This window comes from Streptomyces sp. NPDC053750, assembly GCF_044544295.1.
Classification (GTDB): Bacteria; Actinomycetota; Actinomycetes; order Streptomycetales; family Streptomycetaceae; genus Streptomyces.
On record NZ_JBITXB010000008.1, the window covers coordinates 270084 to 288289 of the forward strand.

General features: G+C 72.3%; 11 protein-coding genes. 10 read left to right on the top strand and 1 reads right to left on the bottom strand.

What is annotated here, in order from left to right; genetic code table 11:
- The first annotated feature begins 42 nt into the window (after nucleotides 1–42).
- The 6 genes from ACIGO6_RS24105 (at nucleotide 43) to ACIGO6_RS24130 (ending at nucleotide 11663) form a co-directional block, all read left to right on the top strand.
- Nucleotides 43–981: an SDR family oxidoreductase gene (locus ACIGO6_RS24105; RefSeq protein ID WP_399879342.1), complete on the top strand. Its 939-nt coding sequence runs from the start codon at nucleotides 43–45 to the stop codon at nucleotides 979–981.
- A gap of 198 nt (nucleotides 982–1179) precedes the next feature.
- Entirely contained in the window at nucleotides 1180–4944 is a 3765-nt protein-coding gene (locus ACIGO6_RS24110) for a S8 family peptidase (protein ID WP_399879343.1), read from the top strand.
- Nucleotides 4945–5164: 220 nt separating this feature from the next.
- A complete protein-coding gene (locus ACIGO6_RS24115; protein WP_399879345.1) occupies nucleotides 5165–5722 on the top strand; it encodes a pyridoxamine 5'-phosphate oxidase family protein in 558 nt (185 codons plus the stop codon).
- A gap of 106 nt (nucleotides 5723–5828) precedes the next feature.
- The gene (locus tag ACIGO6_RS24120) at nucleotides 5829–6812 is read left to right on the top strand and encodes a hypothetical protein (RefSeq protein WP_399879347.1); all 984 of its coding nucleotides are present in this window, start codon (nucleotides 5829–5831) and stop codon (nucleotides 6810–6812) included.
- A gap of 58 nt (nucleotides 6813–6870) precedes the next feature.
- The gene (locus tag ACIGO6_RS24125; RefSeq protein ID WP_399879349.1) at nucleotides 6871–8718 is read left to right on the top strand and encodes an HSP90 family protein; all 1848 of its coding nucleotides are present in this window, start codon (nucleotides 6871–6873) and stop codon (nucleotides 8716–8718) included.
- 2 nt (nucleotides 8719–8720) lie between these two features.
- Nucleotides 8721–11663: a hypothetical protein gene (locus tag ACIGO6_RS24130; protein WP_399879350.1), complete on the top strand. Its 2943-nt coding sequence runs from the start codon at nucleotides 8721–8723 to the stop codon at nucleotides 11661–11663.
- Between the two features lie 28 nt (nucleotides 11664–11691).
- Here ACIGO6_RS24130 and ACIGO6_RS24135 read toward each other — a convergent pair whose 3' ends face one another.
- Nucleotides 11692–12246 (bottom strand): family 1 glycosylhydrolase, encoded by a 555-nt coding sequence (locus ACIGO6_RS24135; RefSeq protein WP_399879351.1) that lies wholly within the window; start codon nucleotides 12244–12246, stop codon nucleotides 11692–11694.
- A gap of 460 nt (nucleotides 12247–12706) precedes the next feature.
- Here ACIGO6_RS24135 and ACIGO6_RS24140 point away from each other — a divergent pair, with 460 nt between their 5' ends.
- The 4 genes from ACIGO6_RS24140 to ACIGO6_RS24155 are packed head-to-tail and all read left to right on the top strand — an operon-like array spanning nucleotide 12707 to nucleotide 18171.
- Nucleotides 12707–14011 (top strand): ABC transporter substrate-binding protein, encoded by a 1305-nt coding sequence (locus ACIGO6_RS24140; RefSeq protein ID WP_399879353.1) that lies wholly within the window; start codon nucleotides 12707–12709, stop codon nucleotides 14009–14011.
- 10 nt (nucleotides 14012–14021) lie between these two features.
- On the top strand, nucleotides 14022–14978 hold the full coding sequence (locus ACIGO6_RS24145; RefSeq protein WP_399879355.1) for a carbohydrate ABC transporter permease: 957 nt from the start codon (nucleotides 14022–14024) through the stop codon (nucleotides 14976–14978).
- Complete coding sequence (locus tag ACIGO6_RS24150; RefSeq protein WP_399879357.1) at nucleotides 14975–15793, top strand: carbohydrate ABC transporter permease; 819 nt, start codon at nucleotides 14975–14977, stop codon at nucleotides 15791–15793. The genes ACIGO6_RS24145 and ACIGO6_RS24150 overlap by 4 nt, the downstream gene beginning before the upstream one ends.
- Nucleotides 15790–18171 (top strand): glycoside hydrolase family 3 N-terminal domain-containing protein, encoded by a 2382-nt coding sequence (locus tag ACIGO6_RS24155; RefSeq protein ID WP_399879359.1) that lies wholly within the window; start codon nucleotides 15790–15792, stop codon nucleotides 18169–18171. Before ACIGO6_RS24150 ends, ACIGO6_RS24155 begins: the two co-directional genes overlap by 4 nt.
- Nucleotides 18172–18206 lie beyond the last annotated feature (35 nt).

Here is an 18206-nt window from a genome sequence, read left to right on the forward strand (position 1 = left end):
CGGTCACGGTGGAAGCAAGCACAGCAATGAGGGAGCGAACCCATGACACGCACCGGCTTCGACATCACCGTCCCCGATCTGTCCGGCAGGCGCGCCGTCGTCACCGGCGCGAGCGACGGCATCGGACGCGGCGTCGCGACCCGCCTCGCGGCCGCCGGCGCGGAGGTGCTCCTGCCGGTCCGCAATCCGCGCAAGGGCGAGGCCGCGCTCGACGCGATCCGTGCGCTGGTCCCCGACGCGGACGTGTCCCTGCGCACGCTGGACCTGTCCTCGCTCACGTCCGTGGCCGCGCTGGGCAGGACACTGCTGGCGGAGGACCGCCCCATCCACCTGCTCGTCAACAACGCCGGCGTCATGACACCGCCCGAGCGGCAGACGACCGCGGACGGTTTCGAGCTGCAGTTCGGCACCAACCACCTCGGCCACTTCGCCCTCGTCGCCCACCTGCTGCCCCTCCTGCGGGCCGGCCGGGCGCGTGTGACGTCGCAGATCAGCGTCGCGGCGAACCGGCACGCCATCAACTGGGACGACCTGCACTGGGAACGCTCCTACGACGGCATGCGCGCCTACAGCCAGTCGAAGATCGCGTTCGGACTCTTCGGCCTGGAGCTTGACCGCCGCAGCGCGGCCGGTGACTGGGGCATCACCAGCAACCTGTCCCACCCGGGCGTCGCCCCCACGAACCTGCTCGCCGCCCGCCCCGAAGTGGGCCGAGCCCAGGACACCCGGGGCGTACGCGTCATCCGCGCCCTGTCCGCCCGCGGCGTCCTCTTCGGCACGCTCCGCACCGCACCGCTCCCCGCGCTGTACGCGGCCACGGCGCCGCATGCCGAACGGGGAGCGTTCTACGGCCCCGGCGGCCCGGGCCACCTGGGCGGCCCGCCCGCGCGGCAGAAGCTCTACAGCCGTCTGCGCAGCACGGACGACGCCCGCCGGATCTGGGAACGGTCCGAGGAACTCACCGGAGTGCGCTGCGCGTGACCGGGTGCGCTGTGTTCCGGTGACGCGCCGCACCGCGCCTCCGAGCGACCCCGACAGGGGAGCCAACTCCCGTCACAGAAGGGCCAACTCCCGTGGCGGATACCGGCCACGGCGCAAACCCGCCTCAGGACATCATCTCTGCATCACTCGCCTCTCTGCCAAGGTGTCGCCACCGCACACCTCGAGATGGGGAGATCGATGCGCGCGATATTGCGCAGTGCCGTGGGCACGGCCATAGCCGTGACCCTGGCCGCCACCGCGGCCGTGCCGTCCGGGGCACAACCACGGGCGGCCGAACCGGAGAAGAGACCCCTGGTGGGCAGCGAGGCCGCCGCCGCGCAGGGGAAGCGCTCGACCGTCACCCTGGTCACCGGGGACCGCGTCCTGGTGACCACCGACACGTCCGGCCGCAGTACGGCCGTGGCCCTGCCCCGCGAGGACGGCAGCACGCCCGTCGTCCAGACGCGGCAGGCGGGCGACGATCTGTACGTCTACCCGGAGGCCGCCGTCGAGGCGCTGGCCGCGGGCCGCGTCGACGAGGAGCTCTTCAACGTCACCGGGCTGATCCGCCAGGGCTACGACGACGCCCACACCGGGTCGCTGCCGCTGATCGCCGTGTACGACACGTCGGTCGACGTGGCCCGCACCGCCCCCGCCGCTCCGTTCGGCGCGCAGCGCGGCCTGGTCCTCGACGCCGTCGACGGTGTCGCACTGAAGGCCGACAAGAAGAAGGCGGCCGGCTTCTGGGCCGACGTCGCCCGCGCCGAGTCCCGTGCGTCCACCGACCTGAAGAAGCTCTGGCTGGACCGGAAGGTCGAGGCACAGCTCGACCGGTCGACGCGGCAGGTGCACGCCCCCGAAGCGTGGGCCGCCGGCCACGACGGCAAGGGAAGCAAGGTCGCCGTGCTCGACACCGGTGCGGACGCCGAGCACCCGGACCTCAAGGGCCGTATCACGGCGCAGAAGAACTTCACCGACTCCGACTCCACCGACGACCGACAGGGCCACGGCACGCACGTCCTGTCCACGGTGGGCGGCAGCGGCGCCGCGAGCGACGGGAAGAACAAGGGCGTCGCGCCCGGCGCGGAGCTGCTCAGCGGCAAGGTCCTCAACGACGGCGGCTCGGGCGCCGAGTCCTGGATCATCGCCGGGATGGAGTGGGCGGTCGAGCAGAAGGCCGACGTCGTCTCCATGAGCCTCGGCAGCCAGGTCCCCACCGACTGCACCGACCCGATGGGCGTCGCCGCGCAGCGACTCGCCGAGAGCTCGGACGCGCTGTTCGTCGTGGCCGCCGGAAACACGGGACCGTCCCTGAACACCGTCTCGTCGCCGGGCTGCGCCCCCGGCGTGCTCACCGTCGGCGCCGTCGACCGGGACGACTCCACCGCCTGGTTCTCCAGCCGCGGCCCCGCCCCCTTCACCCACACCCTGAAGCCCGAGATCACCGCCCCCGGAGTGGGCATCTCCGCGGCGGCGGCGGGCGGCCGGGGCGTCTACGCCTACCAGTCGATGTCGGGTACGTCGATGGCCACCCCGCATGTCGCGGGTGCCGCCGCCGTCCTCAAGCAGCGGCACCCGGACTGGACGGCGCAGCAGCTCAAGGCTGCCCTGGTGTCCTCCGCCGACACCGACATCCCCGGCGACGTGCGCGAGACCGGCGGCGGCCGGCTCGATGTGAAGGCCGCGACCGACACCACCGTCCTCGGCGCCCCGGCCGTCCAGGGCGGCAGCTTCAACTGGCCGCAGGACGCCGCCGACCGCACCACCATCGACGTGCCCTACACCAACACGGGCGACAAGGCGGTGCGGCTCCGCCTCGGCGTCGAAGGGGTCACCGGCAACGACGGCTCGCGCGTCCGGTCCTCCGTGGCCCGGCTCGGCGAGCGCTCGGTCACCGTCCCCGCGGGCGCCACGGTGAAGGTCCCGCTGCGCATCGACCCCACCGCCCGCCTCGCCGACAGCCAGTACGGCGACGTCACCGGCCGCATCGTCGCGACGGCGGACGGAGTGGCGGTCTCCACGCCCTTCTCGCTCTACGTCCAGCCGGAGACCGTCACCCTGCGGGTCAAGCTCGTGGACCGCGCGGGCAAGCCCGCCGGCGCCTCCTCGTCCCTCGACGTGATCGGCACCGACGACGCCACCGGTGAGCGGCGCTTCAACGACGGCGCCGCCGACCAGACGTACCGGCTGCGCCCCGGCAGCTACTTCCTGTCCAGCTTCGTCGAGACACCGGACGCGGGCGAAGGCGCGGAGCTGACCGACTCGGTCACCTATCTCGGCCGTCCGCAGGTGAAGCTGACCAAGGACACCACCGTCGTCCTCGACGCGCGCACGGCGCACCGGCTGAAGGTCGCCACCGACCGGCCGGCCCAGACCCGCGCCGCCACGCTCTCCTTCTCCCGTACCTGGGGCGAGAACTGGCTGCACGCCGGAAGCGTCACCGGCCAGGGCACCGTCCGCGGCTTCTACGCCTCGGTCGAGGGCCGCGCCCAGGACGGCGACTTCACGTTCGGCAGCCACTGGCGGCAGTACGCCCCGCTCATCTCCGACCTGCGGACCAGCGGCGGCCTCGAGCTGCACCCCCTCCCGTCCGGCGAGGGAAGCACCAACCTCGACGGCACCGGACAGGCGGAACTCGTCGACGCGGGCAAGGGCTCGCCCGAGGAGCTGAAGGCCGCGGACGTCAAGGGCAGGGTCGCCCTGGTGCTCGTGCCGGAGGGCGGCGCCGTCACCCCCCTGGCCGCCGACGCCAAGGCCGCGGGCGCCACGGCGCTCGTCGTGCACCGCACCGCTCCCGGCCGGTGGCAGCCGCGGGCCGGCATCGCGGGCGCGGTCCTGCCGACGCTCGCGATCCCGGCGGACGACGCCCGCGCGCTCCTCGACGAGCTCGCCGCCGGCGAGGTGACCCTGCGCTGGAAGGCCACCGCGAAGAGCCCGTACGTCTACAACCTGTCCTTCCCCGAGGACGCCCCGATCCGCGGCGACCGCACCTACCGGGTGCGCGACAGCCGGCTCGGCAAGGTCGAGTCGACGTACCACGCGATGGGCGTGGCCGGTGACTTCCTCGACACCACCGGCGCGTACGCGCCCGACGGGACCGCCGCGTTCCTGGGCTTCAGCGAACCCGTCCCGGCGCCCGGCAGGCGCACCGAGTTCTACTCGGCGGGCGACATCGCCTGGGACCACTTCGTCTCCAGCAGCTACCCGTGGGGCGAGACGATGACCGACCAGCGGCGCACCCACCGGGCCGGCAGCGAGCGTTCCGAGAGCTGGTACGACGGTGTGGTGGCGCCCACCGCACCGCGCGACACCGACGGCAAGCCGGTGCTCGTCGCCGAACGGCAGGGCAACCTGATCGGTTTCGCCGCGGCGATGTGGGGCGACGGCACGCACTACGCGCAGCAGGGCTCCTTCGGCGACGTGGGCAACCTGGTCCTGCGCAGGGACGGCGAGGAACTCGGCCGCACCGGCTGGCCGTCCGGTGTCTTCGAGGTGCCGGCCGAGGAAGCCACGTACGAACTGGAGCAGAGCGTCGCCAAGTTCGGCTCGCCAGCCCGGGTCTGGGAGCGGTCGCAGCAGGTGCAGACCGTCTGGACGTTCCGCTCGAAGCTCGACGAGCAGCAGTACTCGCAGGGCCTGGGCATCCTCTTCCCGCGCTACAGCCTCCCGGAGGACGGTCTCAAGACCGTGGCCGCGAAGGACGGTCTGCGCATCGGCCTGGGCATCACCGGCCATGCCGGCTACACCCCCGGCAAGCTGAAGTCCGCGAAGCTGTCCTACTCCTACGACGAGGGCGCCACGTGGACCGAGGCGGACGTCACCGTCACGGACAGCGGCGCCACGGCCACGGTGAACCACGCCGGAGCCGCCGGCCGGCAGGTCTGGCTGCGGGCCGAGCTCACGGACGCCACCGGCAACTCCGTGCGCCAGACCGTCTCCCGCGCGTACGACGTGCGCCCGTAGCACCCTCGCAGGTCGACAACCGGCCCGCCGGGCGGTCCTCCCTGGAGGGAGGGCCCGCCCGGCGGGCCCTTTCCGTGTCCGTCCGGGCGGGGCCGGCGCAGTGGCAGTGGTCCAGGCGGTGGCTGACTTCGTCGGGCCGAACGGCGCAAGCGACGGTTTCGGTCCGGACACCCGGTCGTCGGGTGTGGCGGGATGGGGGGACAGAGGAAGGAGCCCCGCCATGCCCACACCGGGATCCGCACACCGGCCCACGACCGAGCTGGACGCCCGCTACAGCTCCGCGCTCAATCCCCGCCCGGGTGCCGCGGAGGTCACCGCCACGGACTGGTCCGAAGCCCAGCGACAGCTGGAGGAAGCCGAGATCTTCTGGGTGTCCACGGTGCGGCCCGACGGACGCCTGCACGTCACTCCCTTGATCGCCGTATGGCACGCCGGGGTGCTCTACTTCTCCACCGGCACGGGGGAGCAGAAGGCGCGGAACCTCGCTCACGACGGACACTGTGCGCTGACCACCGGAGGAAACTCCCTCACCGAAGGGCTCGACCTCGTGATCGAGGGCCGGGCCGAGCCGGTGGCCGATCCTGCGCTGCTGGAGGAGGTGATCGCGGCGTACGAGGCGAAGTACGGAGCCCACATCACCTCGCCGGAGGGCACGTTCCACGGAATGGGGGACACGTTCCGGAACGGGGAGGCGCTGGTGTTCGGGGTGGCCCCGATCACGGCGTACGGCTTCGGCCGCGACAACGGGGTCTACAGCCATACGCGCTGGTCGTTCTGAGGGAGCCGGGATCGTCACGCACCCGTGAAAACCCTGTGGAACCGATGTCGGTGCTGCCGCTTATGCTGCTCCGGCATATTCACGCAGGACCTGGGGAGGGCGCGGCATGTTCGGCAAGATGTTCGGCAGGGGCGGGGAGAGACCGGCGGCGGACCCGCACGCCCTTGCCGCCCCGCGCAGACAGCGCAACGGGACGTACCCGCTGCGCGCGCTCGGCGACGTGCGGGTGCTCGCGCTGGTGGAGGCGGCCGACGCGGGGGACTGGGAGGCGGTCAAGACGGCGCTGGCCCCCTTCGATCTCGGCCGTGACCACCAGGTCCTCGGTGAACTGGTCGACCTGGACGGTGTGCAGGACTGGATCGGCCGGGCCGTCGAGGAGGACAAGGAGCACCGGGCGACGGCCCTGCTGATCTCCGGGGCCCGCCACATCGTCTGGGGCTGGGAGGCACGCACTGCCGCGCGTGCCGTGGACGTCACGCAGGCACAGTGGCGGGTCTTCCACGAGCGGCTCGAGATCGCCGAGGAACAGCTGCTCGAGGCCGCCGAGCTGCGCCCGGACTGGATCACCCCCTGGCGCCAACTGCTCACCTCCGCACGCGGCATGTCGCTCGGCTCCTCCGTCGCCGAGACCCGGCGCGACGCCGCCCTGCGCCGCGACCCGCTGGACCTGGCGACCCACGTCGAGTGGCTGTCGCAGTTGCAGCCCCGCTGGGGCGGTGAGCCGGGGCAGGCCCTGGAGTTCGCCCGCAAGGCCTTCGCCGCCGCTCCCGACGGCCACCGCCTCGGCTGCGTCATCGCCATGGCGTACATCGAGGAATGGGTGGAGTCGGACGACAGCGACTGCCTGCAGCAACCCAGGATCCGGACCGAGCTGAGGGAGGCGGCGGAGCGCAGCATCCTGCACCACGCGTACGAGCGCCGCCTGGGCTGGCAGGGCGACTACAACATGTTCGCCATGGCCCTCTCACTGGCCGGCAGCAGCACGGCCTCGAATGTCTTCCGCGAGCTGGACGGCGCGTTCACCGAGTGGCCGTGGACGTTCATGGCGGACCCGCAGAAGGCGTACGCGCGCTTCCGCAAGGCCTTCTGAGCCTTCCGGTGCTCCGTCTCCCGTCGCCGCCCCACCCCTTCACCCACCCGGACCGCCCATGACTTCGCCCGAGAACACCGCCGCCGACCGCACCTTCCAGGTCGACCTGCGCGGCCTGGTCGACCTCCTCTCCCACCACCTCTACTCCAGCCCCCGCGTCTATCTGCGCGAACTGATGCAGAACGCGGTGGACGCGCTCACCGCCCGGCACACCCTCGAACCGGCCGCGCCCGCAGGCGCGTTCGGCATCCGCCTGTACGCCGACGGCTCGGTGGTGCGCGTCGAGGACGACGGCGTCGGTCTCACCGAGGCCGATGTGCACACCTTCCTCGCCACGATCGGCCGCAGCAGCAAGCGCACCGAGAAGATCGCCGAGCAACGCGCCGACTTCATCGGCCAGTTCGGCATCGGTCTGCTCTCCTGCTTCCTGGTCGCGGACGAGATCCACGTCGTCAGCCGCTCCGCCCGCACCCCCGACGCGCCCGCCGTGGAATGGCGGGGCCGCGGCGACGGCTCGTACACCGTCCGCGCCCTGTCCGCCTCCGCCCGCCCCCGGCCCGGCACCACCGTCACGCTGACGCCCCGGGCCGACGCGGCCGAATGGACCCGGCCCGCACAGGTGCACGCGCTGGCCCGGCACTTCGGCTCACTGCTGCGCCATCCGGTGACCTTCGACGACGGAACCGGCGGCGGGCCGGCCGGCCCGGGCGCGCCCGTCAACCCCGAACCCGCGCCCTGGGCGCGCACCCACCCCACACCGGGTGCCCGCGCCCGTGCGCTCGCCGCGTACGGCGAGGAGGTCTTCGGGTTCACCCCGCTGGACACCATCGAGCTGGACCTGCCAGCCGTCGGCCTCAAGGGCATCGCCTGCGTGCTGCCCGAGGCCGTACCGGCCGGACGCCGCCATGGTCACCGCGTGCACGTCAGGGGCATGCTGCTGTCCGAGCAGGCCGAGGAGATCCTGCCCGAGTGGGCGTTCTTCGTCCGCTGCGTCGTCGACGCCGAGAGCCTGCGCCCCACGGCATCCCGCGAGTCCCTGTACGAGGACGACACCCTCGCCGCCGTCCGCGACGCCCTCGCCGAGCGGCTGCGCGCGTGGATCGCCCGGGCCGCCGCCAGCGACCCCGACCTGCTGGGCCGCTTCCTCCAGGCCCACCACCTGGCCGTGAAGTCGCTCGCGGTGCACGACGACGAGATCCTGCGGATGCTGCTGCCCTGGCTGCCGTTCGAGACCACCGACGGGCACACCACCCTCGACGAGTTCGCCCGCACCCACCGCACCGTGCTCGTGACGTCGAGCGTCGAGGAGTTCCGGCAGGTCGCCGCGATCGCCTCGGCCGCCGGGCTCGGCGTCGTCAACGGCGGCTACACCTACGACCGCGAACTGGTCCACCGGCTGCCCGAGATCAGGCCCGAGGCCGCCGTCGCCGACCTCGACCCGGCGACCCTCACCGCCCACCTCGACCCCGTGGACCGGGAGACGGAACTGGCCGCCGCGGCGTACCTCGCCGTCGCCCGCGACGCCCTCGCCGTCTTCGACTGCGACGTCGCGCTGCGCACCTTCCAGCCCGCCTCCGCCCCCGCCCTCCTCGTCGACAGCCGCGAGGCCCGGCACGAACGCACCCGCTCCCAGCTCGCCCGTGAGCAGGAGGGCGGCCTGTGGGGCGACATCCTCGGCGCCCTGCGCCAGGAGGCCCCGCGCGCCCAGCTGATCCTCAACCAGCTCAACCCGCTGGTCCGCACCGCCGTCGCCATCGACGAGCCCGAACTGGCCCGCACCAGCGCCGAAGCCCTCTACGGACAGGCCGCGCTGCTGTCCCGACGCCCGCTCAGGCCCGCCGAGTCGAGCCTCATCAACCGCTCCTTCCTCGACCTTCTCGCCCACGCCCTCCGCAAGGACAGCTGACGATGCCGACCGCACCCCATCCCCAGAACACGGACGAGCTGTACCAGGCGCTCCAGGAGAACCATCGGCGTCCCTACGGCCGCACCCGCACCGTCACCGCCGAGGAACTCGTCGACGCCGCCGAGCAGTTCGCGGAGCCCCTCCCTCTCGTCCGCTCGCTCCTCGAGCTCCAGGAGGCGTACACCTACGGCTCCGAACCCCGGAAGTCGCCCGTCGTCTTCGCCCGCCTGCTCACCCTCTTCGACGAGCAGCCCGACGTCTTCGACGAGAATCTGCGCCACCTGCTGTACTGGCGGTTCAAATGGGTGGCCCACGCCCTGCGTCAGCTGCCCGAGATACCCCTGGCCAGCCTGCGCCAGTGGCTCACCGAGATGCGCGACCGGTACGAGAAGGCCGGCCTCGGCCTCCAGCCCTACTACGGCCAGGCGTACCAGCTCGCCGCCCACCTCGGCGAGGACACCGCCCTCGCCTACGAACTGTGGGCGGGCCGTACCCGCTCCCGGCTCAGCGACTGCGAAGCCTGCGAGATCTGCCTGCGCGCCCGCCACCACCTCGCGGACGGCGACGACGAGCGGGCGCTGCGCGCCTGGGAGCCCGTCCTCGCCGGGAAGGAGTCCTGTCAGGAGGAGCCGGCCCGCTCCGTCTCGTACGCACTGTTGCCCCTGCTGCGCACCGGCCGCACGGACCGGGCACGGGAACTGCACCTCGCCGGCTACCGCGGCTGCCGCCGCAACCCCTCGATGTCCGGCGAGGTCGGCCGGCACCTGGAGTTCTGCGCGCTGACCGGCAACGAGGCACGCGGGCTGGAACTGCTCGCCGAGAACCGGAGCCTGTTCGACGAGGTCGACTCGCCGCTTGACCTGCTCGACTTCCTCACCGGAGTGGAGGTCCTCCTCCAACGTGTCGAGTTCCTCGGTCACGGCGACCTGCCCGCCACCGGCTACGCGGGCCGCACCTGGACCGTGACCGCCCTGCGCGCCGAGGTGCGGGGCCGCGCCGACGACCTCGCCGCCCGCTTCGACGCCCGCAACGGAACCACGGCCCACACCGACCGCCGCAGGGCCCGCCTCGACCGGGCCCCGCTGCTGGACGCCCTGGAACTGACCCTGCGCACCCGCGCCCTCGACGACGTGACCCCCTCCGCCCCTGTCACCACCCCCGCCGCCCGTACGGTCCCCGACGTGCCGGAGTCGCTCGGTGAACTCGTCGCGCAGGCGCGGGCCCTGGACGAGGAGGGGCACCCGGACGCACGGGCCCGGTGGGCGCGGCTGCGCACGCTCGTCGCCGCCCGTGACTACACCCACCCCGACGATCCGGCCGTGGGCCCGCTCGTCCGGCTGCGCGCCGACCTGCTCGCCGACGAGGCGAGCCTGGCGAACGACAAGGACGATCACGCCCTCGCCGCCGCCCTCCACGAGGAGGCCGCGGGCCTGTACGACGACGCCGGGAGGCCAGGAGACGCGGCGCTCTCGCGCGGCCTCGCCCTGCTCGCCGACGTCGAGATCCCGGCGGAGGGCGCCGACACGGCCGCGGCCAGGACCGCCGCGCTGACCGCCGCCCACGAGACGATGGTCCGCCTGCACGAGGAGACGCCCGGTCTCGCCCCCTACCAGGAGGCCAGGCTGCTGCGGCTGCGGGCGACCGCACTCGGCCTGCGCCTGCAGACGTCGAGGAGCGAGGAGCACATCGCGCCGGTCTTCGCCGAGGTGGACCTGCTGCACGCGTTCGCCACCCGGCACGACCTCGCCGGGCAGATCTCCGGCGCCCTGCTGCTGCGGGCCAGCACCGACGCCCTCTCCGGGGACCTGCCCGCCGCGGTCACCGCCATCGACGCCCTGCTCGACCGGCTGAAGACCCACGGCCCCGCCTGGCACCTTCCCCGCACACTCGGTCTGCGCGGCCGGCTCCAGCTCGGCCTCCGGGACGCCGAGGCCGCGCACGCGACCCTGACCGAGGCCCTGCGCCTGGCCGCCGACTGGCCTGCCGACACGATCGACACCGCCCGTCTGCACGGCGATCTGGCCGAGGCCTGCATGCACCTGGGCCGCCCCGACGAGGCACTGCGTCACCTGACCCGCTCGGCGGAACTCGAACTGCGCACCGGCAGCCGTACCGACGCGTTCTGCACCTACAGCAACGCCGCCCAGCTCAGCCTCGACCTGGGCCGCGTCGAGGACTGCATCGCCCTGCTCGACTCCCTCCTCGCCGAACCGGACGTCACCGCCAAGGAGCTGGACGACCGGCTCGTGGCACAACTGCGCCTGACCCGCGCCCGCGCGCTGCACGCCGGGGAGGACCTCAAGGCCGCCACCGCCGAGTTCGTCGCCCTCGCGGCCGAGTCGGCCGGCTGGGACGACGACCCGGGGAGCCATGCCATGATCGCCGCGGAGACGGCCGTACTCCTCGGCGAGTCCGGCGAGTTCGGCCGGGCCCGCGAGGCGGCGGATCAGGCACTGGCCGCCCACGCCGAGGCCCCGCGCTACGAGCAGCTCAGCGGCTGCCTGCGCGAACTCGCCCGCCTCCAGGCCGAGCGGCAGGGCCCCGACGGCCTTGCCGACGCCCTCGCCTTCCTTGCCGACGCCGGCCGGATCGCCGACGAGGCCAGGGCCGCCGGGCACGAGACCCACGGCCGCTCCCTGGACACCGCCCTGGCCTACGAACACGGTCGGGTCAACGCCTACGCCGGGGAGTACGAGGACGCCCTGACCGCCCTGGAGAAGGCCCTCACCCTGCTCGGCGACCCGGGACCTGAGGAGGGGGACCGCGTCGGCGAGTGGGCCGAGTGCCTCCGTCTCGCGGGTGCCGTTGAGGGCATCTACCTGGAACGCCCGGCCCCCGCCCTCACCCGCCTCGACGCGGCGATCTCCCGCCTGACCGCCCTGGGCCACACCGAGGAGACCGAGCCGCTGACCTCCTTGGCGGCGCGACTGCGCGACGAGGAGTGACGCGGGCCCGCCCGTCGAGGGACGCGGTTCAGTTCCCGCTGCCGGCGGGCGCGCCGCGGTAGCTCCGCACCACTTCGGCGTACACCTTCGCGCTCGGCTTCGGGCGGCGCCCGAACGTCTCGCGGTCGACCTCGTGCAGCCCGAGCTGAGCCCCGTAGCCGAAGATCCACTCGAAGTTGTCCATGAGCGTCCAGTGGCAGTGGCCGAGGACGGGCGTGCCCGCGCCCGCCTCGGCCGCGAGCGCGTGGACCGCGGCGGGGACGAAGGCGGCGCGCTGTGCGTCGTCCGAGGTCTGGATGCCGTGCTCGGTCACGAGGACCGGTACTCCCGCCACCTCGTGGGCGTAGCGCACCGCGCCGGCGAGGGACTCGGGTGCGATGGCCGTGCCCATGCCGTTGAGCTCACCGTCTCCGGGAACCTCGCCGTCGGGGCCGTGGACGATGCGCTCGTAGTTCTGTACGCCGATGAAGTCGTCGTGCCGGGCCTCGCGCAGCCAGTGGTCGTAGACCGCGGCGCGCTTGGCGGGCCCGGCGTTCCTCGCCGCCGGGCAGCGCCACTTCGTCGGCGACGGCGAGGGAGACACCGACGGGCAGGTCGCCGCGGCGGGCCTCGATCGCGTCGCGGGCGGCGCCGTGGGCACGGGTGAACGCCGCCTGGAACTCGTCCTGCCGGTGGGCGGGGATGACGTTCGCGCCGGTACAGGTGTCGCTTCCGGCGGCGCGTGCGACGGCTCGGCGCCCTGGTCACGCCGGCGGCCCTGCTGCTCTCCCTGTTCATCCCGCCGCTGCGCGACCCGGCCGACGAGGACCCGCTGCCCGACACGTCCCTGACCTGAGCCGCGGACCTCGCCGGGCCCGAACGACCGGTCGCCCCTTCGAAACAGTCGAAGGGGCGACCTTTCTTGTCTCTCCGGCCACCTCGCCGTGCATCGATAACGTTTTGAGTCGGCTTCTGCACGCCCATTGACCAGAAATCCCGCCTCACTCTACTGTCCGGCAGCATGGACTTTCGGCGATGCGGCCGAAACTTTCGAGAGGCGAACGATGAAGACACGTGCGCGCTTGCCCAGACTGGTCGCCACCGGTGCGACGCTCGCCCTGGCGCTGAGCCTGTCGGCCTGCGGCGACGGGAACGGCGGGGCGTCGTCGGACGACGGCAAGATCCATGTCCTGGTCTACGGGGACGCCAGTAACAAGGTCGAACAGCAGATCGTCGACACCTTCAACAAGACGTCCGACGTCAAGGTGGTCCTCGACACCATCCCCGGCGCCGACTACCAGAAGAAGCTCCAGACGATCATCAGCACGCCGCAGGCCCCGGACGTCTTCTTCAACTGGGGCGGTGGCAGCATCAAGCCGTTCGTCAAGGCCGACCTGCTGCTCCCGCTCGACGACTTCATCAAGAAGAACCCGGACCTGAAGGCGAAGTTCCTGCCGTCCGTCTTCGACAGCGCCGTCGTCGACGGCAAGCCGTACGGCATCCCGATGCGCGGCACCCAGCCGGTCCTGCTCTTCCACAACAAGAAGGTCCTCGAGGAGGCGGGCGTCCAGCCGCCGAAGACCTGGGACGAGCTGCTGGCCGCGGTGGAGAAGCTCAAGGACGAGGGAGTCACACCGATCGCGCTGGGCGGCGGCGACGTCTGGCCCACCCAGATGTGGTTCCAGTACCTCTACGACCGCATCGCCGGTCCCGAGCTGTTCGCCAAGGCCGTCGGGGGCGACAAGAGCGCCTGGGAGAGTCCCGACAGCAAGAAGGCCCTGGACATGATCAAGGAGCTCGTCGACACCGGTGCCTTCGGCAAGAACTACGACTCCGTCAAGTACACCAACGGCGGCTCGGTCCAGCTGCTGGCCTCGGGCAAGGCCGGCTTCGAGCTGATGGGCTCCTGGTACTACTCCCAGCAGCTGACGGACCACCCGGACTTCGCCGGGGAAGGTCTCGGCTACTCCGCCTTCCCGGCCGTCGCGGGCGGCAAGGGCGACCCGGCCAACGTCGCCGGCAACACCAACAACTACTACTCGGTGATGAAGAAGACCAAGCACCCCGAGGCCGTCGCCGAGTTCCTGAAGCTCATGTACTCCGACGAGTTCGTCAAGGCGCAGCTGGACATCGGCAACCTGCCGACCACCACCGACACCGGCAAGTTCATCGACGGCTCGGGCACCCCCGAGTACTCGCGCTTCCAGTACGACCTCGTCGCCGACGCCCCGTCGTTCCAGCTGTCCTGGGACCAGGCGTACCCGCAGAAGGCGAGCTCGGACATGCACAAGGCCGTCCAGCAGTTCTTCAACGGACAGCTCGACACGGACGGCTTCATCAAGGCCATGCAGGCCCTCCCGACCGAGTGACGAACGGCTCATGACCTCACAGATCACGAACGCCCGGCCCGTCGCCGGACCCCGCAAGGAGTCCCGGCGGCGGCCGCCCGCCTCGTCCGCGACGACGGTGGGCCGCCCCGGCTTCGCCTGGGCGCTGCCCGCCGCAGTGTTCTTCGCCCTCTTCGCGATCGTCCCGCTGATCATGGTGGCGGTGCTGTCCTTCATGAGCTGGGACGGGCTCAGCTCGCCCGAGTTCGTCGGCACGGACAACTGGTCGCGCCTCATCGACGACCCGGTCATGCTCAAGAGCGTCTGGCTGACCCTGCTGCTGACCGCGCTCGGCGTGGTCCTCCAGACCCCGCTGAGCATCCTGCTCGGCGTCTGGGCCGCCGGTCACCAGCGCAACCGCGCCGTCCTGTCGGTCATCTACTTCATCCCGCTGCTGCTGTCCGCGACGGCCGTGTCGGTGCTGTGGCGGGCGCTGCTCGACCCGAACTTCGGCATCCCCGCCTCCGCGACCTGGCTGTTCGGCGACGGCAACCTGTTCGGTGAACAGGCAACCGCCATCGGGGTGCTGGCGTTCGTCAGCACCTGGCAGTTCACCCCGTTCCACACGCTGATCTACCAGGGCGCCGCCCGCGCGGTCCCGCCGGTGCTGTACCAGGCGGCGGAGATCGACGGGGCCGGCCGCTACCGGCAGTTCTTCCACATCACCCTGCCGCAGCTGCGCACCTCCATGATCACCTCGATGATCCTGATGATCGTCGGCGGTCTGACCACGTTCGAGACGGTCCTCATCCTGACCCAGGGCGGCCCCGGCACCGACACCACCATCAGCGCCTACTACATGTACGACAAGGCCTTCAAGAGCTTCGACTACGGCACCGGCTCCGCCATCGCCCTCGCCCTGGTCGTCGCGGCCACGATCATCTCGCTGATCGTCGTCCGGGTCTCCGGCTACGACAAGATGCGCAGCTCCATGGAGGGTGTGTCATGAGGCGCCGACCGAACTACCTGGCCGGCGCCGGCTCGCTCCTCTGGCTCTTCCTGGTCGGCCTGCCGCTGTACGTGATGCTCGCCGCGACCCTGCGCACCCGCCAGGACTACGCCGAGAACGGCCCGGTCTCGATTCCGGACAGCTTCACCCTCGACAACTACACCGGTGCCTTCGACTCGGGCTTCGGGCAGTACTTCCTCAACACCCTCGTCGTCACCGCCAGCGTGATCGCCATCGTGCTGCTGCTGGTCCCGCCGCTCGCGTACGCCATCGTCCGCAGCCGCGGCAGGGTCACGTCGGCGATCTTCCGGCTGTTCCTGCTCGGTCTCGCCATCCCGGCCCAGGCCGTGATCGTGCCGATGTTCTACCTGATCAGCGAGGCCGGGCTGTACGACAACCTCCTCGGCGTCATCCTGCCCACGGCCGCCTTCTGCCTGCCGATGTCGGCGCTGATCCTCAGCGGCGCGATGCGTGACATCTCCTCGGAGCTGTACGAGGCCATGGCGATGGACGGCGCGAGCCCGCGGCGGATGTTCTTCCAGCTCGTCGTGCCGCTGTCCCGGGGCGGACTCTCCACGATCGTGGTGTTCTCCGCGCTCCAGGCCTGGAACGGCTTCCTGTTCCCGCTCGTCCTGACCCAGTCCGACTCCACCAAGGTGGTCACCCTGGGTCTGTACAACTTCCAGACCGAACACGGCATCGACATTCCCGGTCTGCTGGGAGCCGTGGTGCTGTCCATGGTGCCCGTCCTGCTCGTCTACCTGTTCGCCCGTCGCGCCCTGGTCCAGGGCCTGATGGGCGTCGGAGGAAAGTGATCGCCAACGTGGCCGTTGAGACCACCCCCGAAGTCCCCCTCTGGAACGACCCTGCCCACTCCGTCTCCACCAGGGTGTCCGCGCTGATCGAGGCGATGACCCTTCAGGAGAAGATCGCCCAGCTGTACGGCGTGTGGGTCGGAGCTTCCGACGAGGGCGGAGACGTCGCCCCCCATCAGCACGACATGGAGGAGGCCGTCGACCTCGACGCACTCCTGCCCACCGGACTGGGCCAGTTGACCCGCCCGTTCGGCACCGCCCCCGTCGACCCGGCGCTGGGCGCGCTGTCCCTGTTGCGCACCCAGGCCCGCATCGCCGCCGCGAACCGCTTCGGCATTCCCGCCCTCGCACACGAGGAGTGCCTGGCCGGCTTCGCCACCTGGGGTGCGACCGCCTACCCCGTCCCCCTGTCCTGGGGCGCCACCTTCGACCCCGGCCTGGTCCAGCGCATGGCCGCCGCCATCGGCCGCGACCTGCGGTCCGTCGGCGTCCACCAGGGCCTCGCGCCCGTCCTGGACGTGGTGCGCGACGCCCGCTGGGGCCGGGTCGAGGAGACCATCGGCGAGGACCCGTACCTCGTCGGCACCATCGGCACCGCCTACGTCCGCGGACTGGAGGACGCCGGCGTCGTCGCCACCCTCAAGCACTTCGTCGGCTACTCCGCCTCCCGCGCCGGACGCAACCTCGCACCCGCCCCGATGGGGCCGCGCGAACGCGCCGACGTCCTGCTGCCGCCCTTCGAGATGGCGGTCCGCGAGGGCGGCGCCCGGTCCGTGATGCACGCCTACACCGATGTCGACGGCGTCCCCGCGGCGGCCGACGAGAACCTGCTGACCGGGCTGCTCCGGGACACCTGGGGCTTCGACGGCACCGTCGTCGCCGACTACTTCGGCATCGCCTTCCTCAAGACCCTGCACGGCATCGCCGCCGACTGGGCGGGCGCCGCCGGGGCCGCGCTCAGGGCGGGCGTCGACGTCGAACTGCCCACCGTCAAGACGTTCGGCGCACCCCTGGCCGAGGCCGTGGCGGACGGCCGGGTCCCGGAGGCGGTGATCGACCGCGCCCTGCGCCGGGTGCTCACGCAGAAGGCCGCGCTCGGGCTGCTCGACCCGGACTGGAACCCCGTGCCGTCCGCGCTCGACGGCGCGGACCTGGACGACCCGGAAGCCCTGCGCGGCCGGATCGACCTCGACGGCCCGGAGAACCGGGAGCTGGCCCGCACGGTCGCCGAGGAGGCGGTCGTGCTCCTGAGCAACGACGGCACCCTGCCGCTCGACCGGCCGCGCCGCATCGCCCTGGTCGGACCCAACGCCGACGAACCCACCGCCGTACTGGGCTGCTACTCCTTCCCCCAGCACATCGGTGTCCACCACCCCGGGATCCCGGTCGGCATCGCACTGCCCACCCTGCGCGAGACACTGGCCGCCGAGTTCCCCGAGGCGGAGATCACCGTCGTACGGGGCACCGGTGTCGACGACGGCGACGTCTTCGGCATCCCCGAGGCCGTCCGGGCGGCCCGGGACGCGGACGTCGTCGTCGCCGTGCTGGGCGACCGGGCCGGGCTGTTCGGGCGCGGCACCAGCGGCGAGGGGTGCGACGCCGAGTCGCTGGCGCTGCCCGGCGCGCAGCAGCAGCTCCTCGACGCGCTGCTCGACACGCGCACGCCGGTCGTGACCGTGCTGCTCGCCGGCCGCCCCTACGCCCTGGGCCGGGCCGTGGCGGAGTCCGCCGCGATCGTCCAGTCGTTCTTCCCCGGGGTGGAGGGGACTGCCGCCCTCGCCGGGGTGCTCAGCGGACGGACCAACCCTTCCGGCCGGCTGCCGGTCAGCGTGCCCCGCGGCGCGGGCGCCCAGCCGACCACCTATCTCGGGGCGCGGCTCGCCCACCTCAGCGAGGTGTCCAACATCGACCCGACGCCCGCCTTCGGCTTCGGGCACGGCCTCACGTACACCACGTTCGCGTGGAGCGACCTCGTGGTGGACGGCAAGGAGGCGCCCACCGACGGCGCGTTCTCGCTGGCGCTCACCGTCCGCAACACGGGCGAACGGCCCGGCACCGAGGTCGTCCAGCTCTACCTGCACGACCCGGTCGCCTCCGTCGTCCAGCCGGTGCAGCGGCTCATCGGCTACACGCGGGTGCCGCTCGCCCCCGGCGAGGCCCGCCGGGTGCGCGTCACGGTCCCGGCCGACCTCGCCTCGTTCACCGGCCGCGACGGCCGCCGCGTCGTCGAGCCGGGCGACCTGGAGCTGCGGCTCGCCGCGTCCAGCACCGACCCGCGCCTGACGGCGACCGTCACCCTGACCGGCCCGGAACGCCGGGTCGACCACACCCGGCGGCTGCACGCCGACTTCGGCCGGGACGGCGCCGCCGACGCCTGATCCGCCGGCGGAACACGAGCGGCGCACCCGACAAC